This window comes from Tropicimonas sp., from assembly GCF_047971885.1.
Taxonomy (GTDB): domain Bacteria; phylum Pseudomonadota; class Alphaproteobacteria; order Rhodobacterales; family Rhodobacteraceae; genus Tropicimonas.
This window is the reverse complement of the sequence record NZ_JBKEAE010000150.1, coordinates 1-22,857: the sequence shown is the minus strand read 5'-3', so window position 1 is coordinate 22,857 and position 22,857 is coordinate 1. Positions and strand designations below refer to the sequence as shown.

Here is a 22,857-nt window from a genome sequence, read left to right as displayed (position 1 = left end):
TCTACGATCTCGTCCAGCTTGTCGAGCAGGCTGCGCTTCATCACCGCGCGGGCGGCGCCGGCATATTCCGTTTCCAGACGTTCGCGGATCTGATCCGTGAGCGCGTCGAGGCTTTCGGCACCGAAACGCTTCGCCAGATCGTCGTTCAACTCGGCCGGCGCGGGCGCCTTGACCGCCTTTACGGTGCAGGTAAATTCGGCTTCCTTGCCGGCAAGCTCCCTGGCGCCGTATTCCTCGGGGAAGGTCACGGTCACCACCGACTCGTCGCCAACCCTGGCGCCGACAAGCTGATCCTCGAAGCCGGGGATGAACTGGCCCGAGCCCAGCTCCAGCGGGAAGTCCTCGGCAGAGCCGCCTTCGAAGGCCTCGCCACCGACGCGGCCGACGAAATCGATCGTCACCTGATCGCCGCTTTCCGCCGCGGCCCCCTCTTCGCGGTCCTCGAAATTCTTCGCCTGCTCGGCAAGGCCCTTCAGCGCCTCGTCGACATCGTCGTCGCTGGCCTTGACGACCAGCTTCTCGAGCGAAACCCCGGAAAGGTCGGGCAGGTCGATCTCGGGCAGCTTCTCGTAGGACATGGAAACGACCACATCGTCGCCTTCCTTCCAGTCCTCGCCCTCCATCTTGAGTTCCGGCTGCATCGCCGGGCGGTCGCCGGTCGTGCCGAGGTGTTCGGACATCGCGCCATCAACGGCTTCCTGCATCGCCTCGCCCAGCAGCCGGGGGCCGAACTGCTTTTTCAGCAGCGCCATCGGGACCTTGCCCTTCCGGAAGCCTTTCATTTCGATCTCGGGCCGGGCCTCGGTCAGCTTCTCGTTGACCTTGGTATCGAGTTCATCCGCGGTGATGGTGATCTGATAGCCGCGTTTCAGGCCTTCGTTCAGGGTCTCGGTGACCTGCATCGCTGTTGTTTCCTTCCTAACAAACTCCTGGTGCGGATGAAGGGACTCGAACCCCCACGCCTTCCGGCGCCAGAACCTAAATCTGGTGCGTCTACCAGTTCCGCCACATCCGCCTTGAAACCGGAAACGACTGCGGAGCCTGTTCAGCGCCGCAGCCGCCCGATCCAAATTCGGGCCCTTCTAGCAAGGGTCGCGAGGGTATGCGAGCGAAAAACTGGCGCCAAAGTCCCTATTTCGCACCATCGCGGAACCAGGCGCTTTTGCGACTTCGGGCAATCTTGCGGTGCGGGCTCCGCATGCCCATAACACATGCAACCCGATCACGAGACCGACGATGGATACCGCACCGCTTCTTGACGCCTCATTCTGGATCACCATCGGGGTGATCCTTGTCCTGCTGGTTATGTCAGGCTTCTTCTCGGGGTCGGAGACGGCCCTGACGGCTGCCTCGCGCGGCAAGCTGCGCCACATGGCCGACAAGGGCAACCACGGCGCCGAAACGGCGCTGCGCCTCAAGGAGGACAGCGAACGGCTGATCGGCGGGATCCTTCTGGGCAACAACATGGTCAACATTCTGGCAACCTCGCTTGCCACCGCGTTGTTCACCCGCGCCTTCGGCGACAGCGGCGTGGCCATCGCCACGCTGGTGATGACGCTGCTGGTGCTGATCTTCGCCGAGGTCCTGCCCAAGACCTATTCGATCAACGAACCCGAGACCGCAGCAGCGCGGACGGCACCGCTGGTGCAGCCGATCATCCGGATCCTGTCGCCCGTCGTCGCGCTGGTCCGGATCATCGTGCGGGCGGTTCTGGGGCTGTTCGGAATGAAGGTCGATCCGGATTCGATGCTGAGCGTGCGCGAGGAGATCCTCGGCGCGTTGCAGATCGGCCATTCCGAAGGCAGCGTCGAGAAGGAGGACCGCGATCGTCTGCTCGGCGCGCTCGATCTGGGCGAGCGGATGGTGGAAGAAATCATGCTTCACCGCTCGCAGATCGAAATGATCGATGCCGGCGCAAAACCGGATGAGATCGTCAGTCAGGTGCTGGCCTCGTCGCACACACGCCTTCCGGTGTTCAAGGACGAGCCCGAGAATGTCGTCGGCGTGGACCATGCCAAGGACGTGCTGCGCGCTTTGGAGCGGTTTCTGCGCGACGCCCCCGACAGCCGCGAGGCGCTGCACATGTTCGATATCATGGATGTGGCCAAGGCGCCCTATTTCGTGCCCGAAACCACGACGCTCGATGACCAGATGCGGCAGTTCCTGCGCCGGCATACGCATTTTGCGCTGGTGGTCGACGAATACGGCGCGCTCGAAGGGCTGATCACGCTCGAGGATATCCTGGAGGAAATCGTCGGCGAGATCACGGACGAGTTCGATGTGGATGCCGAGCACCCTATCCGCCGCACGGAATCGGGCGACTATCTGGTCGACGGCGCGATGACGATCCGCGACCTCAACCGCGCCAAGGACTGGAACCTGCCCGACGACGAGGCCAACACGGTGGCCGGACTGGTGATTCACGAGGCGCAGACCATCCCCACCACCGGGCAGGTGTTTTCCTTCCATGGCTTCCAGTTCGAGGTTGTCGCGCGCGAAAACAACCGCCTGACCCGGCTGAAGATCCGCCCCCTGTAGATCCGGTTGCGACGGGCGGAGGCAACACGGCCGCGATCGCCGGGTCCGGCGGCGCCTAACGGCCCCGGAACAGCCCGCCCAGAATTCCGCGCGCCACCGCCCTGCCCGATTGCGTACCAAGCTGACGGGCGAAACTCTTGACGAAAGCCGAGGTCACGCTGTCGCTGCGCGAGGCTCCGCCGCGCCGCTTCGGTGCGGCCGGCGCGCCGCCGGCCGGTCCGCCGGAATAGCGCCGGGCGGAGGTGAATTCGCGTTCGTCCGCCGAGGCGTAGTTCACATTCCGCCAGTCGATCCCGCCGGCCTTGCCGGGGATGGAATTTTCCGCCTCTTCCGCGGCGGCCTGCGTGCGCCGGGCCAGAATTTCAAAGGCGCTTTCGCGGTCGAGTGCGGTGTCATACCGGCCCGCCACCGGCGAGGCGGCGATCACCTGCGCCCGCACCGTCGGATCGAGCGGCCCCAGCTGCGAGGATGGCGGCCGAATCAATGTCCGCTCGGCCATGCCGGGCATTCCCTTGTTTTCCAGGAACGAGGTCACCGCCTCGCCGGTGCCGACCTCGCGGATCGCATCCTCGATGGAAAACCGCGGGTTGTCGCGATAGGTTTCGGCCGCCAGTTTCAGCGCCCGCCTGTCCCTGGCGGTAAAGGCGCGCAGCGCGTGCTGCACCCGATTGCCAAGCTGCCCGAGGATATCTTCGGGCACATCGTCGGGATTCTGGGTGACGAAATAGACCCCCACGCCCTTGGACCGGATCAGCCGCGCCACCTGCTCGACCTTGTCGGTCAGGGCCTTCGGCGCATCGTCGAACAGCAGGTGCGCCTCGTCGAAGAAAAAGACCAGCTTCGGCCTGTCGGGGTCGCCCACTTCGGGCAGGGTCTCGAAAAGCTCGCTCAGAAGCCACAGCAGAAAGGTTGCATAGAGGCGTGGCGAGGCCATGAGCTTGTCGGAGGCGAGGATGTTCACCCGCCCCCGTCCTGCCTCGTCGGTCAGCAACAGGTCGTTCAGATCCAGCGCCGGCTCGCCGAAAAGCCGCTCGCCGCCTTCGTTTTCCAGCACCAGAAGCTGGCGCTGGATCGCCCCGACCGAGGCGGTCGGGATATTTCCATAGCGCAGCGAAAGGGCGTCGCGGTTTTCGCCCACCCAGACCAGCAGCGATTGCAGGTCCTTCAGATCGAGAAGCGGCAGACCCTCCTCGTCGGCGACGCGGAAGGCGATGTTCAGAACACCTTCCTGTGCCTCGCTCAGGTCGAGCAGCCGCGACAGCAGCAGCGGCCCCATTTCGGCCACCGTGGTACGCACCGGATGCCCCTGTTCCCCGAGAAGATCCCAGAAGGTTACCGGAAACGCCTCGTAAATCAGGTCGAGCCCGATGGTTTCGGCGCGCCTGGCAAAGGCGCCGTGCAGCGGCGCATCGGCCGAACCCGCCGCGGCGATGCCGCTCAGGTCGCCCTTCACATCGGCAAGAAGAACCGGCACTCCGGCCGCCGAAAATCCCTCGGCCAGAATCTGCAATGTCACCGTTTTGCCGGTGCCGGTCGCCCCCGCGATCAATCCGTGGCGATTGCCATATCGCAGGAGCATTTCCTGCGGGGCCGAATATGCCTCTCCGCCACCGCCGACAAAAATCCGCTCCATGATCCGCTCCTGTCAAATCTCCGGTCGAGAGGATACACATCGCCAGCCGCAGCGCCAGAGCACTGACGAATGGCGCCAAATCATGGTGTTATCGCAAACAGTTAACTTGACCCGAAGCAAAAGAAACTGTTGACCGATATGTGCACTCGACTTAACATTTGCCGCGTAAAGTCGGCCCGTCCGACAGGGAGAAAGCAGGCGCGTCAAGCGCAGGTGGGGGGTACCCCGCAGGAAAGGGTCCCGCAGGACCCTTTTTTGTTCAGCGGAATGCAGAACGGCGTTTCGTTCCCGCATTTCCGGAAAGGCGGAGCATGGCGATTGACGGGCATCCAATCATCCACCGGTGCGGCGCCATTTGCCCGTCACATGGCATTTACCACATCATTCGTACCTGACAGCCCAACCGGGGCGTGCTACACGCCCCGCAGTTACTCCATCGAGCAAGAGCGTTATCCAGACATGACCAGAATATCATCAACGAGCCTGACCGCCCTCGCCCTCGCGGCGTTCGTGACCGCCGGACCGGTTTTCGCGCAGGACGCCGCGACAGAACCGATGGCCGACAGCGCCGCCACCCCGGCGGAAACAGCCGCCCCCGCCGAAGCGCCGGCAGCGACCGAGGCCCCCGCGTCGGGCGAAGCCTCCGGCAACGCTCTCAATCTCAACATGGGCACGCCCGCCGGACAGGCGCAGCCGGCCGAGAACGCTCTCGGCCAGCCCTACGTAAAGGAAGTGTCGGGCGACTGGGAGATTCACTGCATCCGCACCGGGCTCGAAGCCGATCCCTGCGCGCTGCACCAGCTTCTGCGTGACGGCGACGGCAACGCGGTTGCGACCATCGAGGTCGTCAACCTGCCCGCCGGCCAGCAGGCCGCCGCCGGTGCGACCATCATGACCCCGCTCGAGACCCTGCTGACCGAGCAGATCACGCTGACCATCGATAACGGACAGGGCCGCAAGTATCCCTTCAGCTTCTGTACCCAGCGTGGCTGCGTGTCGCGGGTCGGCTTTGCCCAAGCGGCGGTCGACGCGTTCAAGCGCGGCAACCAGGCGAGCCTGATGATCGTTCCGATCGTCGCGCCGGATCAGCAAGTCGTGCTCGGCCTGTCGCTGTCGGGCTTCACCGCTGGCTACGATACGCTTGTCGAACTGAACACCGCCAATGCCGCGGCGATCGAAAAGGTCCAGGCCGAACAGCAGTCGCAAGGCGCCAACTGATCCGAACCAGCCCGGACAAAACGAACGCCGCCCTCGGGCGGCGTTTTTTTGTTTTCGCCGAAGAGCGGACGCACGAGCATGCCAGCGGCCACGCGGACCGGCCGTTCGCAATAGTCGTCAATGCCGGCTTTTCTGCCGTTCTCCCTTCGCCCGGAACAGCCACGCAAGCGGCCCGGGCGGCGCCCGTCCGCCCTCCGGCATGCCAGTTGAGTACCGTCACAAGGGCTCGATGCCGCCTTTCGGAAGGCGAACATGGCCATTCCTCAAGACCGTCTATTTCCGATATCTTCGATCTGATCTGGTCAGCATGCAGCCCCTTGCGGCGGCAGGCAACACGGCCGGGCAGAGATCGGCCGGGCTCAGACCCGGAGTGATCGAACTGGCTGGTTCCGGCGGTGCACGGTTCCTCAGACCCGGCGCATCACCAGTACCGCATTCAGCCCGCCGAAGGCGAAGGCGTTGGAAAGAACAACATCGACGGCCGCATCGCGCGCCTCGTTCGGAACCACATCGAGCGCGCATTCCGGATCGGGTTCCTCGTAGCCGATGGTCGGGGCGATCACCCCTTCGCGCAGCGCCATCGTGCAGGCCAGAAGCTCGACCGCGCCGGTCCCGCCGATCAGATGCCCGTGCATCGATTTGGTGGAGGAGATCATCAGCCGGTCGGCGTGATGGCCGAAAGCGTCCGCGACAGCGGCGCATTCGGTCTTGTCGTTGGCGGCGGTTCCGGTTCCGTGCGCGTTGATATAGCCCACCTGATCGGGATTCACCCCGGCATCCTTCATGGCAAGCGAAATCGTCCGCGCCGCGTTCTGCTTCGACGGCATCACGATATCGGCGGCATCCGAGGTCATGGCGAAACCGATGACCTCGGCGATGATCTCGGCACCGCGCGCACGGGCGTGCTCGTATTCCTCGAAAACGAATACAGCCGCACCCTCGCCCTGAACCATACCGTTGCGGTTGGCGGAAAACGGGCGGCAGGCGTCTTTCGACATGACGCGCAGCCCTTCCCAGGCCTTGACCCCGCCGAAGCAGAGCATCGATTCCGAACCGCCCGTCACCATCACCTCGGCGGCGCCGTGGCGGATAAGCTGAAAGGCCTGCCCCATCGCGTGGTTGGACGAGGCGCAGGCAGTCGCCACGGTAAAGGAAGGCCCCTTCAGGTTGAATTCCATCGAGACATGGCTTGCCGCCGCATTGTTCATCAGTTTCGGCACCACGAAGGGATGCACCCTGTTCTTCCCTTCCTCGTAGACGGTGCGGTAATTCTCGTCGAGCGTGTTCATCCCGCCGCCCGAATTGCCCAGCACAACCCCGGTGCGCGCCGCAAGACTTCCGACGAACGTCAGACCCGACTGGGCGATGGCCTCGCGCGCCGACAGCAGGGTGAACTGGGTGAACCGGTCGTAGAGCGCGATCTGCTGCCGGTTGAACACCTCTTCCGGGTCGTAGTTCCGAACCTGCCCGCCGATCTGGATCGCCAGACGCTCGACATCACGGATATCCAGCGGGCCGATACCGCACCGCCCCTCGCGCATCGCTTCCCAGGTTTCTGCGGCGGAGGTCCCGATCGGGTTGATCGTTCCCTGTCCGGTAATGACAACACGCCTCACGAGCCGGCCTGCTCCGCGATCAGCTGCTCAACCGCGATGACAATCGCGCCGACCGAAGAAATGTCGAAATCGCTTTTCTCGGGTTCGTTGGCGTTGAAGGGAACCGAGATATCAAAGGCTTCCTCGATGGCGAAAATGCTCTCGACCAGCCCGAGGCTGTCGATGCCGAGGTCTTCGAGCGTCGATTCGTCCGTCACGTCCGATGGTTCGAGCACCGCCTGCTCCGCAATGATCGCGATCACCCTGTCCCTGACGCTGTCCGACATCGTGTCAGCTCCCCTGCTCATGGTGTTGGGGACATTTAGTCATTGGAGCCGGGCTTGGAAAGCGCCTTTCGCAGGGCTGCGACCTCGCGGAAAAGCCGGGGCAACCGGCGCAGCGCCTTGTAGCTTTCGACGGCGGTTTCCATCTTTGTCGCCGGATATCCCCACATCACGCGGCCGGCGGGAACGTTGGCGACAACCTTCGTGCCGCCCCCGGTGATGACGTCGTTTCCGATCACCAGATTGTCCGCCACGCCGGTCGCCCCGCCCAGTATCACCCTGTCACCGATGCTCACCGATCCGGCGATACCGGTCATCCCGCACAGCAGGCAGTCGCGACCGATGCGGGTGTTGTGACCGACATGGACCATGCTGTCGATCCTGGTTCCGCTGCCAATGATTGTATCGCGAATCGTGCCACGATCGATATTGGCGTTGGAGCCGATTTCCACATCGTCTCCGATCGTCACCGAACCCAGCGAGTGAATGCGCGCCCAGTGCTGATCGACGATCTCGCCCTGATCGCCCATCGTTTCGCGTGCCCGCTCCACCCCCGACTTTTCGGGCGTGACAAAGGAAAAGCCATCGCCGCCGATCACCGCCCCGGGCTGCGCGATGAACCGATCACCGATCCGGACCCTTGCAGCAATGCGCACCCCGGCGTGGATCAGCGCGTCGTCCCCGATCGTTACATCCCTGTAGATGGTCACCTGCGGCAGAATCCGCGCGTTCGCCCCGATCCGCGCGCCCGGCCCGATCACCGCCAGCGGCCCGATCGCCGCATTGTCGCCGATCCGGGCGCTCGGGTCGATCACTGCCGTGGGGTGAATGCCGGGCGCGATTCCCGGCCCGGGATCGAGCATCTGCGTGACCGACGACATGGCGAAACGCGGACGTCCGACCAGAATCGCCGCCTCCAGACCCAACGCCCGCCAGTCGGCGCCGGACCACAGAACCGCGGCGCGTGCCCTGCCCTTGCCCAGTTCCCCGGCGTATTTCGGCGCCATCGCCAGCGCCAGTTCGTCGGGCGCTGCCCCGGCCGGCTCGGCCGCGCGCACGATGGTCAGATCGGCGGCGCCAACCGCCTCGGCGCCGATACGTTCGGCAATCTGCTCAATCGTGTACGGCATGTCCGGGCCCTCGTGTGCGCACGTTTGGGCCAGAGGTTTAGCTGCCGGCGGCGGGCAAGGAAACCCCGGCCTGCTGCAACGCGGTCCATATCCGCGCATCGCGCCCGTAGACGTCGGCGCGATAGTTCATCTGCCCTTTCGGTTGCGAAAAGGCGGTGCGGTACAGGATATGCACCGGCAGCGGCGTCTCGAGATTGACACGCGCCTCGGCGCCGGAGCGCAGCCGCGACTGGAAGAGCCCCTCGGGATCGTCGGTCTGCGCCGACAGAAGCGCATAGGCAAGGTCGAACGGGTCGGCTACACGGACGCAGCCGTGGCTGTAGGCCCGGCTGTCATGCGCGAACAGGCCCTTGGACGGCGTGTCGTGCAGGTAGATGTTGTAGCGGTTGGGAAACATGAACTTCACCTGCCCCAGCGCGTTGTTCTTCGACGGCGGCTGGCTCATGCGGAAGGGGAAGTTCCGCGCATTGTATTTCGCGAAATTCACGCTGCCCCGGCTGACCGCCCGGCCGCGCGAATCCACCAGCTTGAGGTGGCTGACGGCGTTCGGATTGCGCTGCAACATCGGCAGATATTCCTTGGTCGTGATCGAGCGCGGAACGCTCCACGACGGATTGACCACCATGAATTCCATCTGGTCCGAGAACTCGGGCGTCCGCCGGTCGCCGGTATTCTTGCCGACAACCACCCGGGTCGAGAACGTGGTCTTGCCGTCCTCGATGATGCGGGCGGTAAATTCCGGGATGTTTACCTCGATGTGGCGATCGCCGCGCGGAATGTTCGTCCAGCGCTCGCGCTCCATCGCCACCAGAACCTGGCCCAGCCGGACATGGGCGGGCACGTTGATTTCGGTCACCGTCGCGGTACCGGCCACTCCGTCGGATGTCAGGCCATGGTCGGTCTGGAACTGCCGCACCGCGTCGCGCATCGCATCGTCGTAGACGGGCGTCGCGCTCGGCTTCATGTAGCCCATGGCGACCAGACGGTCGCGCAGGTCGACCACATTTTCGCCCGATTGCCCAGCGCCGAATTTCATCACCGCCACCTGCGGCCCCCAGTCGCCCCGCCGGACCACTTCTTCCAGCCGCAGCCTTTCGGCGAGAAGGCGGTTGTATTCACGTGTCGCCGGAGGCAGCGACCTGAGGAACGCCACCGGGTCGGCATGGGCAAACGCCTGAAGCTGCATGAACGGATCGCGGCGCGGCAGATCGCGGACGATGCCGCTGTCGATACGGCGCGGGTCGAGAACACCCGACTGAAGATCCTGCGCGTATTGCACCAGCATCATCGCCGCCAGAACCTCGGCCTCGCCCCGTGCGCGGGGCGAACCCGCTGCCGCGAAGGCGGCGCGCAGCATGTCGGGATCGTAACGGCGCACCGGAAGCCCCTGCACATCGGCATTCTCGAGCGCCGCGAGCAGCGCCGCCCGGCGCCCGGCATCCTCGGGGCCGGTAAAGATCGGCTGGTAGTCGCGCAGACGGTAGAAGGCGGCTATCGCCTCGCTGCCATAGGAGGCTTCGGCCACGGCCTGCCGGTAGGCGGGCGATCCGGCCTGCTGCGCCTGAAGCGGTCCGGGGAGGCCCGACAGACACACGACCGCCGCAGCCAGTGCAAGAGCGGAGCGGAACGGGCGAGGCAACGGCAGTGACATGACAAATCCTTCGGAGAATACGCCTGGGGGTCGAATGCCGATTCTCTGCAAGGCCCGCAGGCAAGTCCACGGACAAATACCCTACCTGCACGAAACGCCCGCCGGCTGTGGCTTTGGAACACATGCCGCCCCGCCGGCGATCCGTGCAGCTTGGAATTTTGTCAGAATTGCAACACGATCCGCGCCGATCTTAGGGCAAATTTGAAACCTGTTAAGCGAATCTCAGCAGAATCCTGCCTATTTTTGCCACAGGCCGGTGCAGATGCAATTTGCGGTCTTCCAAGAAGAATCACTTTGTGGCATGAAAACCATGCACCTGGGGGATGAGGTGTGGAAACCGCGAAAATGCGGAAGACTAAAGAGCAACGGGACAGGCAAGTACCGATGACCGAAAATACAGCGGCCCGCACGGGCCTCTCTAGACGTGGCATCTTGCGTGCATTTGCTGCGACAGCCGTGATTGCGGCCCCCACTTATGCCAATGCGGCCGGTTTTCTGCGCGGCGGCGGCGATATTCGCCGCATCAGGATGTACAACGGCCGTACCGGCGAAACGATGGATACCATCTATTGGGTCGAGGGCAGCTACATCAAGGACGCGCTCAAGGAAATTAATGCCTTCATGCGCGACTGGCGGCGGAACGAAGTCAAGACGATCGACACGCGCACGATCGACATCATGGCCGCGTCGCACAACCTGATGGGCACCAGCGAACCCTATATGCTTCTGTCGGGATACCGCTCGGCGGCAACCAACGCGATGCTGCGGGCACGCTCGGGCGGTGTTGCGCGCAACTCGCTGCACATCCGGGGACAGGCGGCGGATCTGCGCCTCAAGTCGCGCTCGATCTACCAGATGGCCAAGGCGGCCTCGTCGTGCAGCGCGGGCGGTGTCGGAACCTATCGCGGATCGAACTTCGTCCATATGGATTGCGGCGACATTCGCAGCTGGAACGGCTGAATCCGCACAGGGCCGACGTACCGGTCAGAGCCGCCACCCAGCGGCTTTTGGTGTTTGATGTCAACTCACCTGGCCGGCGCCATCTGTCGGCCCGTCGTCTGATTTTACCGCGAATGGGATGCAACCCTCGCAATTTCTGTTGCCACTTTGTCCGCCCGAAGCAGCGGTACGCAGCGCGCGCCGGTTAACCATGTGACGCGAATCAAAGTGCTAACAAATCGTTAACTGCCTAGCCTGCACGCAAGGGATTTCCGCCCCGACGCGCATTTCAAGCAGGTTGCCAAGATGAGACGCCTCTTACCGTTGCTTCTGCTGCTCGCCACCGCCTGTGGCCCGCCCCCCGATGTGCCGCTTCATGTCACCTCCCGGGCGCCGGAGCGGACATTCGATTGCATTGCTCCACACCTTGAGGCCCTGCCGGTCCGGCACGAAACCCGCCGCTCGGCGGATGGCTGGCGGATGGACCTGTTCGCCTTTGCCGGTCCGCCCGCCGGCTGGTACAGGCGGGGAACGATCGAGCATTCGGACAATGTGGTGCTTTTTGCGCCGGACGGCGCCACCGCAGGCATCAGATTGGAAACGCCCGCGCAATCGGAAATCCGTGACATCCTGCGTCGCTGCGCACCTGAGCGCTGAACGTTCAGAACTGACCCTCCTTCACCGCCTGCATCGCCACATAGGTCGAGGTACTGGCCACATGCGGCAGCGCCGAGAGCTTTTCGGCCAGAACAGCCCGGTAGGCGGCGATATCGGCGGTCCGCACCTTGAGCAGGTAGTCGAAGCTGCCCGCGATCAGGTGGCACTGCTCGACTTCGGGGATCGTCTGGACGACCCGGTTGAAGGCGGCAAGCGCCGCCTCGCGCGTGTCGGTCAGCTTCACCTCGACAAAGGCAACATGTGCCCGCCCCAGCCGGATCGGATCGAGTTGCGCATGATAGCCGGTTATCACGCCGTCGGCTTCGAGCCGCTTGAGACGGACCTGCGTCGGCGATTTCGATAACCCGATCCGGTGCGCGAGCGCGGTCACCGGAATCCGTCCGTCCGTCGACAAAATCTCGACAATCGCCAGATCGAAGGAATCGAGCGCCTGATGACCGGTCATGAAAGTCATATCTCCTGATCTCAATCCATTCTTCAGGCTTATCGCCCGTTGGTTCCGGCAGTAAAGGCAAACCTCCCGCCGCATCCCGTGGTATGCTGGGTCAATTCCCGACAAAGGCATGCCGATGAACGCTTCACTCGAATCCATCCGTGCGCGCATGCGCGCCCTGCATACCGTCGACGAGGCCGCCCGGCTTGACGAACTGACGACAATCGCCGCGCTTTCGCCCGACGCCCGGCAGAAAATTTCGCGCCATGCCGCCGGGCTTGTCGAAGCGATCCGCGGCTCCGACGACCCCGGCCTGATGGAGATGTTCCTTGCCCAGTACGGCCTGTCGACGGACGAGGGTATCGCGCTGATGTGTCTGGCCGAAGCCCTGCTGCGCGTTCCCGACACCGCAACCATCGACGCACTGATCGAGGACAAGATCGCCCCGTCGGACTGGAACCTGCATCTGCGCAAGTCGGCCTCGATGATGGTCAACGCCTCGACCTGGGCGCTGATGCTGACGGGCAAGGTGCTCGATAGCGACCATCCCGGTCTGGCCGGCACCCTGCGCGGCGCTGTGCGGCGGCTGGGCGAGCCGGTGATCCGCTCGGCGGTTGCCCGCGCCATGCAGCAGATGGGCAACCAGTTCGTTCTGGGCGAGACGATTCAGGGCGCGCAGCGCCGCGCCGCCCGCATGGAGGCGAAGGGCTACACCTATTCCTATGACATGCTGGGCGAAGCCGCGCGCACCGAGGTCGACGCGCTGCGTTATCATGCCAGCTACCTTGCCGCGATCGAGGCGATCACCCCGAATTCCACATCCGACGACATGCGCGCCAATCCCGGCATCTCGGTCAAGCTGTCGGCGCTGCATCCGCGTTTCGAGGTTGGCCAGCGCGACCGGGTGATGCGCGAACTGGTGCCACGTGTCCGCGATATCGCGCTTGCCTGCAAGCATGCCAACATGGGTCTCAACATCGACGCCGAGGAAGCCGACCGGCTGGAACTGACGCTCGACATCTTCGAGACGGTCGCCCGCGACCCCGCCCTCGCCGGGTGGGAGGGCTTCGGGACGGTCGTTCAGGCCTACGGCCCGCGCGCCATTGCCGTCATCGACTGGATGGTCGCCCAGGCCGAAAGCCTCGACAGACGCTTCACGGTACGGCTGGTCAAGGGCGCTTACTGGGACAGCGAGATAAAGCGCGCGCAGGTCCTGGGCCTTGACGGATTTCCGGTCTATTCGCGCAAGCCGGTAACCGACGTAAGCTATATCGCCTGCGCGCGCAGAATGCTGGGGGCGACGGATCGCATCTATCCCCAGTTCGCCACCCACAATGCACATTCGGTCTCGGCGATCCTTGAAATGGCCGACGACGGGCAGCGCTTCGAATTTCAGCGCCTGCACGGCATGGGCGAGCGTCTGCACGAGATCGTCAGGGAATCCGAAGGCACCCGCTGCCGTATCTACGCGCCTGTCGGTGCGCATCGCGACCTGCTGGCCTATCTGGTGCGGCGGCTGCTCGAAAACGGCGCCAACTCTTCCTTTGTCAACCAGGTCGTCGATGAGGCCGTGCCCGCGTCCGTCGTCGCCCGCGACCCGTTCGCCGAGGCGGAAGCGGCGCTGAACCGGCGTTCGCCGGTTGTGACGCCACCGGATCTGTTCGGCGGCGCGCGCCGGAATTCGCGCGGCTGGGACCTGACCGATCCCGACGATCTGGCGGCGATAGATTCGGCGCGCGGGCCCTTTCGCGGCATGCGCTTTACCGCCGGCCCGATCGTGGACGGCCAGGAACATGGCGGAAACGGCGCGGCGGTACGAAACCCCGCCGATCCCGGGGACATCGTGGGGATCGTCACCGAAGCCACTCCCGACCGGGTCGAGGCAGCACTTGAGGCTGCACGTCCATGGGATTGTGCACCCACCGAACGGGCCGCCGTGCTGCGCCGGGCGGCGGCCCTTTACGAGGAGAACTTTGGCCTCCTGTTCGCGCTTGCCACGCGCGAGGCGGGCAAGAACCTGCCCGACGCGGTGGGCGAGTTGCGCGAGGCCGTGGATTTCCTGCGCTATTACGCGAGCCGGACGGATCACCTCGACCGTCCGGCGCGCGGCACATTCGCCTGCATCTCGCCATGGAACTTTCCGCTGGCGATCTTTACCGGGCAACTGGCGGCGGCGCTGGCGGCCGGCAACGCGGTGATCGCGAAGCCCGCCGAACAGACACCGCTGATCGCCGCCGCCGCGGTGCGGCTGCTGCATCAGGCAGGGGTTCCGGGCAGCGCGCTTCAGCTTCTGCCGGGGCGTGGCGAAACGGTTGGCGCCGCGCTGACCTCGGATGCGCGGATCGACGGCATCTGCTTTACCGGCGGCACCGATACCGCGCAGATCATAAGCCGGTCGATGGCGGCAAACCTGTCGCCCTCCGCGCCGCTGATCGCCGAGACCGGGGGGCTGAATGCGATGATCGTCGATTCCACCGCCCTGCCCGAACAGGCGGTGCGCGACATCCTGTCCAGCGCCTTCCAGAGCGCGGGCCAGCGCTGTTCGGCGCTGCGCTGTCTCTATGTGCAGGAGGACATTGCCGACGGGTTGCTTGCGATGCTGAAAGGCGCCATGCAATGCCTGCGGCCCGGAAACCCGTGGGAGCTTTCGACCGATATCGGGCCGGTGATCGACACAGAGGCGAAAGTGGCCATCGACGCGCATGTCGCCCGCGCCCGCGACGAGGGGCGGCTGATCCATCGCCTGCCGGTTCCCGGAACCGGGCTGTTCTGTGGCCCGGCGCTGATCCGGGTGAGCGGGATCGAGGATCTGAAGCGCGAGGTCTTTGGCCCGGTCCTGCATTTCGCAACATTCCGGGCGAGCGAACTGGACAGCGTGATCGACCGGATCAACGCCACCGGCTATGGGCTGACCTTCGGCTTGCAGACCCGGATCGACGACCGTGTGCAATCGGTGGTGGACCGGGTCAGGGCCGGCAACATCTATGTCAACCGCAACCAGATCGGGGCGGTTGTCGGCTCCCAACCCTTCGGCGGCGAAGGGTTGTCGGGCACCGGACCCAAGGCCGGCGGACCCGCCTATATGACGCGCTTCACGCGCTTCGAAACGCCGGTCGCGGACGCGCCGTTCGACGGGGCCGTCAGCACCGACGAGGTTCAGCGCGCGATTGATGCCGCACCGGCCGCGCCCGGCCCCGTCGCACAGGACGCGATGCCGGGGCCGACGGGCGAATCGAACCGGCTGGCCACCCTGCCCCGGGCGCCGGTTCTCTGCCTCGGACCGGGAGACGAGGCGGTGGCGGCACAGGCGGCCGAAGTCCGCGCGGCGGGCACCGAAGCCGTGGCGGTTGGCGGTGTCCTGCCGCCCGGGTCGCTTGGCGCGCTGGGCGGGTTCGGCGCCGCCGTCTGGTGGGGCGACACGGCAACCGCACGCGCCCTGCGCACCGCACTTGCCGCCCGTCCGGGGCCGATCCTGCCGCTGGTGACAACCACGGGCGATCCGACGGTCTACCAGATCGAACGGCACGTCTGTGTCGATACCACCGCATCGGGCGGCAATGCCGCATTGCTTGCCGCCGTTTCCGAATAGGTCCGCTTGCGCCGGGGCCAGCAGCCGTGGCATTGGCGATTCATGCCCGTGCCAAGATTGCCCTCATCGCTCTGGCCCAAGATCCTGCTCGCCGCGATCATCGGTGTGCTGTCGGGATTTTTCGCGCGCAAGGTCGGCATGCCCTTGCCCTGGATGCTGGGGCCAATGATCGGCTGCGGCGCGGCGGCGCTGGCGGGCGCACCGGTCCACGGGCCGGTCTGGCTGCGCCCGGTGGTCATCCCGGTGATCGGGGTCATGCTGGGGTCGGGCTTTCACCCCGATCTGGCGGACAGTCTGGCGGAATGGTCCGGTACCCTTCTGCTGCTGCCGCTGTTTCTGATCGCGGCCACCAGCGTCAGCTACGGATTTTACCGCTATGTCGGCGGCTACAGCCCGGTAGACGCCTTTTTCAGCGCCGCCCCCGGCGGGCTGAACGAGATGATCGCACTCGGCACCGAGGCGGGCGGCAACGAAACCAGAATCGCGCTGGCCCATGCGCTGCGCGTGTTCATCGTCATTTCGGCGATTGCGCTGATCTTCTCGTTGCTGCTGCACGCCCGCGCGGCGCGCGGGCCGGCGACATGGGTGGGTTTCACCGACCTGTCGCCACGCGACGCGCTGATACTGGCCGCCTGCGCGATTGTCGGCGTCGTGGGCGGCAAGCGGCTGCGCCTGCCGGCGGCGCAGTTGTTCGGCCCCGGGCTGCTCAGCGCCATCGCCCATATCTCGGGCGTGGTCGCCATGCCGCCGCCGACGATCCTGGTGATCGCCAGCCAGATCACCATCGGCTCGATCCTGGGCTGCCGGTTCGCCGGGGTGAACCCGCGCACCATGGGGCGCGACATGCTGCTGGGGCTCGGCGCCACAATCCTGCTGCTTGGGGTGACGGTTTTCTTCGCCGCCCTGCTCGGGCCGCTGACCGGAACGCCGCTGGCGCAGGGCGTGCTTGCCTTCTCGCCGGGTGGGCTGACCGAAATGTCGCTGCTTGCGCTCGCCATGGGGCGCGATGTGGCCTATGTCGCGACCATGCACATGGTGCGGATCGTGCTGGTGGTCTTCGGCATGCCGCTGGCGTTCCGGCTGCTTGGCAAACCACCGAAAGCCCCGCCCGATACCTGAGCGCACGGCCGCGCCCCACGTTGCAATAATGCAGCTTTCGCCCGGCGAATCGGCATCCGCCGCTTTTTGGCCGTGTTCCTGCCAGCTTTCCGCGCTTCCATGTCAGAACGACAAACGCGGGGCGGTTCTGGGGGCCAAACCGCACAGAGCGAGCGAATGCGATGAGCGAACATCAGATCCCCAAACCGAAAATCGCCCCCGAAATTCAGGACGACCGCCGCAAACTGGGTGTTTCCGACATCGCGCGGGTGAAACCCGCGCCGGAGACCGGCAAACGTCCGCGCTACGTGTTCAGCGATTTCGCCAGTATCTGATACCAACGGTCGTGACGAATGGCCCGTGTCTACCTCTGAAAGGCGGCATCGAGCCCGTTTCAACCCCAGTGCAGGGCGGTCGCGCGCGCGCAAGCCGGCAGAAGTGCCCATAATGCCGGCTGCTGCGAACAGTCGGTCCTTGCGGTCGCTTGTATGACAGGTTTTCCTCGTGAAATCGGAACTCCGGAACAGGGCAGACCATGACCGACACGATCGACAACAGCCCGCCCGAACTTGCGGCGCTCGCGCACAAGGCGGCCCGGTTGACCGACCGGGCGATCGACGCATACGAGGGCGGCAAACCCGAACGCGCGCTGCGGCTGGCACGCGAGGCGGTAGCCAGCGCCGCGACCACCCATATCGACGCCGCGCGTCTGGTCGAATTGTTGCGGGTACTGGGAAAGGCGGACGAGTCCTCCGCGCTGGCCGGCGAAACCCTCGGGCGTATCGACTTTGCCGTGCAATCCGCCCCCGACGATGCGGCGCTGCTGTTCGATTGCGGGCATGTCTGCATGGAACTGGGCCGGCGCGACCGCGCCGAACCGTTGCTGCTCAGGGCGCATGCGCTCAATCCCTCGGACGGGCGCGCGGCAATCCTGCTGATGGTCGTGCTGCTGGAACGGGGCGAGCCGGACCGGCTGATCCCGATCTTCGACGAATTCGTCGCAACCACCGAACGCAAGGGCGCATTCCTGCTGATGCTGTGCAAGGCGCTGGGGCAATACGGGTTTCGCGACCACGCCGAGAGGGTGCTGGCAACGGCCGAGCCCCACTTTGCGGGCGATCGCCTTCCCTACGACGAGGCGATGGCGGCGATCAGGGGAACCGAAAGCGGCCGGTCGCAGCGCGAGGTGGCAACCAGGCTTTTTGACGATTTTGCCGCCAATTACGACGAAAACCTCAGGAACATCGGCAACAACGGGCCCGAGATGATCGCCCGGATGCTGGGCACGATCGGGCTGAAGCCGGGCGCGGGGCTGGAAATTCTGGACGCGGGCTGCGGCACCGGGCTCTGCGCGCCCTTCCTGCGCCCCTATGCCGCCCATGTGCATGGCTGCGACGTTTCGGTCAGGATGCTCGAACTGTGCAGGGAAAAGCGGGTGTACGACCTGCTTACCCGCACCGATCTGGGCATGCGCGCGACCTTTCCCGACGGGCCGTTCGATCTGGTCGCCTCGGGCGATGTCTTCGTCTATTTCGGCGATCTGCTGCCGGTTCTGCAAAACATTGCCAGCGTTCTCAGGCCGGGCGGCTGGCTGATCTTCACCGTCGAGGATTGCCCGGAAGACGGGCTCACCCAGGGCTACCGCGTGCAGCCGTCCGGCCGCCATGCGCATGGCGCCGGTTATCTGGCACGAACGCTGCTCAAGGCGGGTTTCGGCAAACCGAAATTGCAGTTCACCGACACGCTGAGAACCGAATTCCGCACACCCGTTGTCGGCCGGGCCGTGGCGGCGCAGAAACTGGCGACCCTGGGCATGGCGGCACCGGGGGGCTGACCCCCGGCAACCGTTCGCCTGCCTCAGCCGACGATTTCGAGACCGGAGAAGAAGAACGCGATCTCGACCGCGGCGGTTTCCGGCGCGTCCGAGCCGTGGACCGAGTTTTCACCGACCGACTCGGCATATTCGGCACGGATGGTGCCGGGCATGGCATCGGCGGGGTTGGTGGCGCCCATCACTTCGCGGTTTCTGGCAATCGCACCCTCGCCTTCCAGAACCTGCACCACCACCGGGGCCGACGCCATGAAGGTGGTCAGTTCGTCGAAGAACGGACGCTCGCGATGCACCGCATAGAACTGGCCGGCCTGATCCTTGCTCAGATGGATCCGCTTCTGGGCGACGATGCGCAGACCGGCATCCTCGAACTTGGCATTGATGCGGCCGGTCAGGTTGCGCTTGGTCGCGTCGGGCTTGATGATGGAAAGCGTGCGTTCTGTGGCCATTGATGGGCTCCTGGTCTGGGGGCGCCGGATGCGCCCGGTCATAATTCGCGCGTCCGTTAACACGGGGCCACGACCTATGGAAGGGTAGCGGCGCCCGAAAGCGGCCTCGCCGCCTCCGTCGCCGTTGACTCCGCCCAAGCCCTGAGGCAGTGCCTGCCCATGCTGAAGCTGTCCGACATTTCCTATTCGGTCGAGGGCCGTCCGCTGATCGAGCATGCCTCGGCGGTGATCCCGACCGGGCACAAGGTGGGCCTTGTCGGCCGCAACGGTACCGGCAAGACAACGCTTTTCCGCCTGATCCGGGGCGAACTGGCGCTGGAAACCGGCACGATCGAGGTGCCGCGCGGCGCCCGTATCGGCGGTGTCGCGCAGGAGGTGCCGGGCAACGAGGTTTCGCTTCTCGACACGGTGCTGGCTGCCGATACCGAGCGCGCGACCCTGCTGGCCGAGGCCGAGACCGCAACCGCGCCCGCCCGCATCGCCGAGGTGCAGATGCGGCTGGCGGATATCGACGCATGGTCGGGCGAGGCGCGCGCCGCGTCGATCCTGCGCGGGCTGGGCTTTGCCCCCGACGAGCAGGCCCTGCCCTGCTCGGCCTTCTCGGGCGGCTGGCGGATGCGGGTGGCGCTGGCGGCGGTGCTGTTTGCCGAACCCGATCTGCTGCTGCTCGACGAGCCGACGAACTATCTCGACCTCGAAGGCGCGCTGTGGCTGGAAAACTACCTGAAACGCTATCCGCATACGGTGCTGATCGTCAGCCACGACCGGGCGCTGCTCAACCGCTCGGTCGGGGCGATCCTGCATCTGGAGGACCGCAAGCTCACGCTCTACCACGGGCCCTACGACACCTTTGCCGAGACCCGCGCCGCCCGGCTGGCCGCCGCCGAGGCCGAGCGCCGGAAGCAGGACGCGCGCCGTGCCCACCTTCAAAGCTATGTCGACCGCTTCCGTTACAAGGCAGACAAGGCGCGGCAGGCGCAGTCCCGGCTCAAGATGATCGCCCGGATGAAGCCGATCAGCACCCCGCAGGAGGCCGCGCTGCGCCGCTTCAGCTTCTCCGGGCCCGAGGAGCTTTCGCCCCCCATCATCGCCACCGAGGGCGCCGCACTCGGCTATGGCGAGCGCACGGTGCTTTCGCGCCTGTCGCTGCGCATCGATCAGGACGACCGTATCGCCCTGCTGGGCCGGAACGGCGAGGGAAAGTCCACCCTGTCGAAATTCCTTGCCGGGCGGCTCGAAGTGCAGAAGGGCCGCATCACCCGCGCCAACCGGCTGCGCGTCGGTTATTTTGCACAGCATCAGGTTGACGAGCTTTACGTCGACGAAACGCCCATCGATCACCTGCGCCGGCTGCGGCCGGATCGCGCGCCGGGTCAGCTTCGGACGATCCTCGGCGGCTTCGGGATCGGGGCGGAACAGGCCGAAACCGTGGTCGGCCGGCTTTCCGGCGGGCAGAAGGCACGGCTTTCGCTGATGCTGGCGACGCTGGACGCCCCGCATCTGCTGATCCTCGACGAACCGACCAACCACCTGGATATCGAAAGCCGCGAGGCGCTGGTCGAGGCGCTGAACGCCTATACCGGGGCGGTGATTCTCGTTAGCCACGACATGCACCTGCTGAACCATGTCGCCGACCGGCTGTGGCTGGTCTCGGACGGGCGTGTCGCCCCTTATGACGGCGATCTCGACTCGTATCGCGCGATGCTGCTGGAACGCGAAAAGCCGGTGAAACCGAAAGAACCCGAAGCCCGGCCGAAGCGCACCAGTCAGGCTGTCCTTCTCGACCTGAAGGCCGAGGTGCGCAAATGCGAGCAACGGATGGAAAAGCTGGAAGAGATGCGTGGCACCCTGTCCGACCGGCTGGCAGATCCGGCGATCTACGACGATGCCAATCGCGACCGGCTGGAACAATGGCAGGGCAAGTTTTTCGAGGTCGAAGAGGCGCTCGAACGGGCCGAGGGCCTGTGGATGGAGGCGGTCGAGCGGCTCGAAAACGCGGAGCAGGCATCGTGACCGGCACTGCGGGATATCCCGGAGCCGAATGATGGACCCGACCTTCTATATCAGCGCCTTTGTCGCCCTGTTCGTCATCATCGACCCGATCGGCATCGCGCCGGTCTTTCTGGCGCTGACACAGGACCATACCGATGCCGAACGGCGCGCCATCGGGCGGCGCGCGACCCTGCTGGCCTTCGGCGTGCTGACGCTGTTCGGGCTGCTGGGCGAGGCGGTGCTGGGCTTTGTCGGTATTTCGATGCCGGCCTTTCGCATCGCCGGCGGCATCCTGTTGTTCCTGACCGCGCTCGACATGCTGTTCGAACGCCGCACGAAACGCCGTGACCACACGGCCGAGGAACATGAACGCCCCGACCCGTCGGTCTTTCCGCTGACCGTTCCGCTGCTGGCCGGCCCCGGCGCGATCACGACGATGATCCTGCTTGTCGGCGAAAGCGACGGCCCGTTGCAGGCGGCGGGCGTCTATGTGGTGATGGCGCTGGTTCTGGCGGTGGTGGCGGCGCTGTTCCGGGCGGCAAACCTGCTCCAGCGGGCGCTCGGGCGGACCGGAACTGTGGTGGCGACACGGCTGCTCGGCATGCTGCTGGCGGCGTTGTCGGTGCAGTTCGTGCTCGACGGGCTGATGGCAAGCACGCTGGTTCCGGCATAGGCACGCTGGCAAGCGGGGCGCCCCGCCCCTATTCTGCCGGCGACACATGGTAAAGGGAAACAGGCCATGACAGGCGACCAGACGGCCTCGCTCATCTATCTGCTGGTTCTGGCCACGGCGATTGCCAGCTACTACCTGATTTCCGGCCGCGCCTCGCTCGGGCGCAGCGCGCGCCATGCGGCGCTGTGGTTTCTGATCTTCATCGGCGTCATCGTCGCCTACGGACTGTGGGAGGATGTGCGCAGCACCGTCATCCCCACCCAGTCGGCCTTTGGCGAGGATGACCGGATCGAGGTGCCGCTCGGCCGCGACGGCCATTACCACATGGTGCTACACGTCAACGGGCAGCCGGTGCAGTTCGTCGTCGATACCGGCGCCTCGGACATCGTGCTTTCGCGGGAGGACGCGGCGCGCGTCGGTATCGACGTGGGCGCGCTGAGCTACCTGGGCAGCGCCAGCACCGCCAACGGCGTGGTCCGCACCGCCCGCGTCTGGCTCGACGAAATCGCTCTGGGCCCCGTCACCGACCGCCGCGTCGCCGCCGTGGTCAACCAGGGCGAGATGGCGGGTTCGCTGCTGGGCATGTCCTATCTGAACCGCTTCAGTCAGGTGAACATCGGGGGCGGAAAGCTGGTGTTGATGCGCTAGGCGAGAGACAGGCCCGTGCCGCCTGCCCGGAATATCCGGCCATACCGCCGGCTTCGGCGTCGGGCGGCTAAAGTGGCCTTTCGTGCGCGATGCCGAGAACGTAAGCGCGACGTTGTTCTCATCTTGTGATAATATATGGATCGGGCGTATCGAGGACGAAATCCCCACGATCCTCAGCCTTCCAATTTGGATCCTCGACCCAGGGCGGATCGCGGTTTAGAGGCCAAGGTGTCCCAGTCATTTTAGGCACCTCGCCAGGGGCGCAGCGGAATTCATCATGTATGTCGCCCTCTGACATGTTCCCGTCGAACCAATCTCGTTCAAACTTCAACGTGATGACAAGGGTATCCCATCCGATTGGCTCATCGCTCCAACAAGACAGAACGTAAGGCAACTCGCCCGTTTCTGCATCGGGCACATTGGGCAACAGTGTCGCTCCGTCTCCAATCATCGACGACAGCATATATTGTGTCAGTTT

At 65.1% G+C, this 22,857-nt stretch carries 20 protein-coding genes and 1 tRNA gene; 11 read left to right on the top strand and 10 right to left on the bottom strand.

Features of this window, described 5'->3' with window-relative positions:
- A partial coding sequence (gene tig, locus ACK5IR_RS12890) for a trigger factor (protein WP_416929539.1) occupies positions 1-902 on the bottom strand: 902 nt, incomplete at its 3' end.
- A 28-nt stretch (positions 903-930) separates the two neighbouring features.
- A tRNA-Leu gene (locus tag ACK5IR_RS12885) sits at positions 931-1,015 on the bottom strand.
- A 221-nt stretch (positions 1,016-1,236) separates the two neighbouring features.
- Between ACK5IR_RS12885 and ACK5IR_RS12880 the strand changes: the two genes are divergently transcribed.
- Positions 1,237-2,538 carry an HlyC/CorC family transporter gene (locus ACK5IR_RS12880; protein ID WP_416929537.1) on the top strand — a complete coding sequence of 434 codons (1,302 nt, stop codon included), beginning with the start codon at positions 1,237-1,239 and terminating at the stop codon, positions 2,536-2,538.
- Between the two features lie 55 nt (positions 2,539-2,593).
- On the opposite strand, the gene ACK5IR_RS12875 is transcribed toward ACK5IR_RS12880, so the two are convergent.
- Positions 2,594-4,171, bottom strand: a complete 1,578-nt coding sequence (locus ACK5IR_RS12875) for a helicase HerA-like domain-containing protein (RefSeq protein ID WP_416929535.1) — start codon at positions 4,169-4,171, stop codon at positions 2,594-2,596.
- Positions 4,172-4,630: 459 nt separating this feature from the next.
- Between ACK5IR_RS12875 and ACK5IR_RS12870 the strand changes: the two genes are divergently transcribed.
- Complete coding sequence (locus ACK5IR_RS12870; RefSeq protein ID WP_416929533.1) at positions 4,631-5,389, top strand: invasion associated locus B family protein; 759 nt, start codon at positions 4,631-4,633, stop codon at positions 5,387-5,389.
- 407 nt (positions 5,390-5,796) lie between these two features.
- On the opposite strand, the gene ACK5IR_RS12865 is transcribed toward ACK5IR_RS12870, so the two are convergent.
- Genes ACK5IR_RS12865 through ACK5IR_RS12850 form a run of 4 tightly spaced genes read right to left on the bottom strand, consistent with a single transcriptional unit; the run spans position 5,797 to position 10,049 of the window.
- The gene (locus ACK5IR_RS12865) at positions 5,797-7,005 is read right to left on the bottom strand and encodes a beta-ketoacyl-[acyl-carrier-protein] synthase family protein (RefSeq protein ID WP_416929531.1); all 1,209 of its coding nucleotides are present in this window, start codon (positions 7,003-7,005) and stop codon (positions 5,797-5,799) included.
- Positions 7,002-7,271 (bottom strand): acyl carrier protein, encoded by a 270-nt coding sequence (locus ACK5IR_RS12860; RefSeq protein ID WP_416929529.1) that lies wholly within the window; start codon positions 7,269-7,271, stop codon positions 7,002-7,004. Before ACK5IR_RS12860 ends, ACK5IR_RS12865 begins: the two co-directional genes overlap by 4 nt.
- Before the next feature lie 35 nt (positions 7,272-7,306).
- On the bottom strand, positions 7,307-8,398 hold the full coding sequence (gene lpxD / locus ACK5IR_RS12855) for a UDP-3-O-(3-hydroxymyristoyl)glucosamine N-acyltransferase (RefSeq protein WP_416929527.1): 1,092 nt from the start codon (positions 8,396-8,398) through the stop codon (positions 7,307-7,309).
- A 37-nt stretch (positions 8,399-8,435) separates the two neighbouring features.
- A complete protein-coding gene (locus ACK5IR_RS12850) occupies positions 8,436-10,049 on the bottom strand; it encodes a L,D-transpeptidase family protein (protein WP_416929525.1) in 1,614 nt (537 codons plus the stop codon).
- A gap of 384 nt (positions 10,050-10,433) precedes the next feature.
- Here ACK5IR_RS12850 and ACK5IR_RS12845 point away from each other — a divergent pair, with 384 nt between their 5' ends.
- Together ACK5IR_RS12845 and ACK5IR_RS12840 are read left to right on the top strand one after the other, a co-directional pair.
- Complete coding sequence (locus tag ACK5IR_RS12845) at positions 10,434-11,009, top strand: YcbK family protein (protein WP_416929523.1); 576 nt, start codon at positions 10,434-10,436, stop codon at positions 11,007-11,009.
- 285 nt (positions 11,010-11,294) lie between these two features.
- Complete coding sequence (locus tag ACK5IR_RS12840) at positions 11,295-11,645, top strand: hypothetical protein (protein ID WP_416929521.1); 351 nt, start codon at positions 11,295-11,297, stop codon at positions 11,643-11,645.
- 4 nt (positions 11,646-11,649) lie between these two features.
- Here the strand turns inward: ACK5IR_RS12840 and ACK5IR_RS12835 are convergent, their stop codons facing one another.
- Positions 11,650-12,120 carry an Lrp/AsnC family transcriptional regulator gene (locus ACK5IR_RS12835; RefSeq protein WP_416929519.1) on the bottom strand — a complete coding sequence of 157 codons (471 nt, stop codon included), beginning with the start codon at positions 12,118-12,120 and terminating at the stop codon, positions 11,650-11,652.
- A gap of 115 nt (positions 12,121-12,235) precedes the next feature.
- Between ACK5IR_RS12835 and putA the strand changes: the two genes are divergently transcribed.
- The 4 genes from putA to ACK5IR_RS12815 all read left to right on the top strand — a co-directional run bounded on the left by putA (position 12,236) and on the right by ACK5IR_RS12815 (position 18,620).
- Positions 12,236-15,688, top strand: a complete 3,453-nt coding sequence (gene putA / locus ACK5IR_RS12830) for a bifunctional proline dehydrogenase/L-glutamate gamma-semialdehyde dehydrogenase PutA (protein WP_416929517.1) — start codon at positions 12,236-12,238, stop codon at positions 15,686-15,688.
- A 42-nt stretch (positions 15,689-15,730) separates the two neighbouring features.
- Complete coding sequence (locus tag ACK5IR_RS12825; RefSeq protein ID WP_416929515.1) at positions 15,731-16,807, top strand: AbrB family transcriptional regulator; 1,077 nt, start codon at positions 15,731-15,733, stop codon at positions 16,805-16,807.
- A 161-nt stretch (positions 16,808-16,968) separates the two neighbouring features.
- A complete protein-coding gene (locus ACK5IR_RS12820) occupies positions 16,969-17,121 on the top strand; it encodes a hypothetical protein (protein WP_416929513.1) in 153 nt (50 codons plus the stop codon).
- Between the two features lie 200 nt (positions 17,122-17,321).
- Entirely contained in the window at positions 17,322-18,620 is a 1,299-nt protein-coding gene (locus ACK5IR_RS12815; RefSeq protein WP_416929512.1) for a methyltransferase domain-containing protein, read from the top strand.
- Between the two features lie 23 nt (positions 18,621-18,643).
- Here the strand turns inward: ACK5IR_RS12815 and ndk are convergent, their stop codons facing one another.
- Positions 18,644-19,066, bottom strand: a complete 423-nt coding sequence (ndk, locus tag ACK5IR_RS12810) for a nucleoside-diphosphate kinase (RefSeq protein WP_416929510.1) — start codon at positions 19,064-19,066, stop codon at positions 18,644-18,646.
- A gap of 159 nt (positions 19,067-19,225) precedes the next feature.
- On the opposite strand from ndk, the gene ACK5IR_RS12805 reads away from it, so the two are divergent.
- The 3 genes from ACK5IR_RS12805 to ACK5IR_RS12795 all read left to right on the top strand — a co-directional run bounded on the left by ACK5IR_RS12805 (position 19,226) and on the right by ACK5IR_RS12795 (position 22,379).
- Positions 19,226-21,079 (top strand): ABC-F family ATP-binding cassette domain-containing protein, encoded by a 1,854-nt coding sequence (locus tag ACK5IR_RS12805; RefSeq protein WP_416929508.1) that lies wholly within the window; start codon positions 19,226-19,228, stop codon positions 21,077-21,079.
- 28 nt (positions 21,080-21,107) lie between these two features.
- Positions 21,108-21,731 (top strand): MarC family protein, encoded by a 624-nt coding sequence (locus tag ACK5IR_RS12800; protein WP_416929506.1) that lies wholly within the window; start codon positions 21,108-21,110, stop codon positions 21,729-21,731.
- 66 nt (positions 21,732-21,797) lie between these two features.
- On the top strand, positions 21,798-22,379 hold the full coding sequence (locus ACK5IR_RS12795) for a retropepsin-like aspartic protease family protein (RefSeq protein ID WP_416929504.1): 582 nt from the start codon (positions 21,798-21,800) through the stop codon (positions 22,377-22,379).
- A gap of 118 nt (positions 22,380-22,497) precedes the next feature.
- Here ACK5IR_RS12795 and ACK5IR_RS12790 read toward each other — a convergent pair.
- Positions 22,498-22,857, bottom strand: a 360-nt coding sequence (locus tag ACK5IR_RS12790; protein WP_416929502.1) for a hypothetical protein, incomplete at its 5' end; no start/stop codon positions are given.

Coding starts and splice junctions, on each gene's coding strand:
- ACK5IR_RS12880 (WP_416929537.1), top strand. CDS start 1,237: ATGGATACCGCACCGCTTCTTGACGCCTCATTCTGGATCACCATCGGG.
- ACK5IR_RS12875 (WP_416929535.1), bottom strand. CDS start 4,171: ATGGAGCGGATTTTTGTCGGCGGTGGCGGAGAGGCATATTCGGCCCCG.
- ACK5IR_RS12870 (WP_416929533.1), top strand. CDS start 4,631: ATGACCAGAATATCATCAACGAGCCTGACCGCCCTCGCCCTCGCGGCG.
- ACK5IR_RS12860 (WP_416929529.1), bottom strand. CDS start 7,271: ATGTCGGACAGCGTCAGGGACAGGGTGATCGCGATCATTGCGGAGCAG.
- lpxD (WP_416929527.1), bottom strand. CDS start 8,398: ATGCCGTACACGATTGAGCAGATTGCCGAACGTATCGGCGCCGAGGCG.
- ACK5IR_RS12850 (WP_416929525.1), bottom strand. CDS start 10,049: ATGTCACTGCCGTTGCCTCGCCCGTTCCGCTCCGCTCTTGCACTGGCT.
- ACK5IR_RS12845 (WP_416929523.1), top strand. CDS start 10,434: ATGACCGAAAATACAGCGGCCCGCACGGGCCTCTCTAGACGTGGCATC.
- ACK5IR_RS12840 (WP_416929521.1), top strand. CDS start 11,295: ATGAGACGCCTCTTACCGTTGCTTCTGCTGCTCGCCACCGCCTGTGGC.
- ACK5IR_RS12835 (WP_416929519.1), bottom strand. CDS start 12,120: ATGACTTTCATGACCGGTCATCAGGCGCTCGATTCCTTCGATCTGGCG.
- putA (WP_416929517.1), top strand. CDS start 12,236: ATGAACGCTTCACTCGAATCCATCCGTGCGCGCATGCGCGCCCTGCAT.
- ACK5IR_RS12825 (WP_416929515.1), top strand. CDS start 15,731: ATGCCCGTGCCAAGATTGCCCTCATCGCTCTGGCCCAAGATCCTGCTC.
- ACK5IR_RS12820 (WP_416929513.1), top strand. CDS start 16,969: ATGAGCGAACATCAGATCCCCAAACCGAAAATCGCCCCCGAAATTCAG.
- ACK5IR_RS12815 (WP_416929512.1), top strand. CDS start 17,322: ATGACCGACACGATCGACAACAGCCCGCCCGAACTTGCGGCGCTCGCG.
- ndk (WP_416929510.1), bottom strand. CDS start 19,066: ATGGCCACAGAACGCACGCTTTCCATCATCAAGCCCGACGCGACCAAG.
- ACK5IR_RS12805 (WP_416929508.1), top strand. CDS start 19,226: ATGCTGAAGCTGTCCGACATTTCCTATTCGGTCGAGGGCCGTCCGCTG.
- ACK5IR_RS12800 (WP_416929506.1), top strand. CDS start 21,108: ATGATGGACCCGACCTTCTATATCAGCGCCTTTGTCGCCCTGTTCGTC.
- ACK5IR_RS12795 (WP_416929504.1), top strand. CDS start 21,798: ATGACAGGCGACCAGACGGCCTCGCTCATCTATCTGCTGGTTCTGGCC.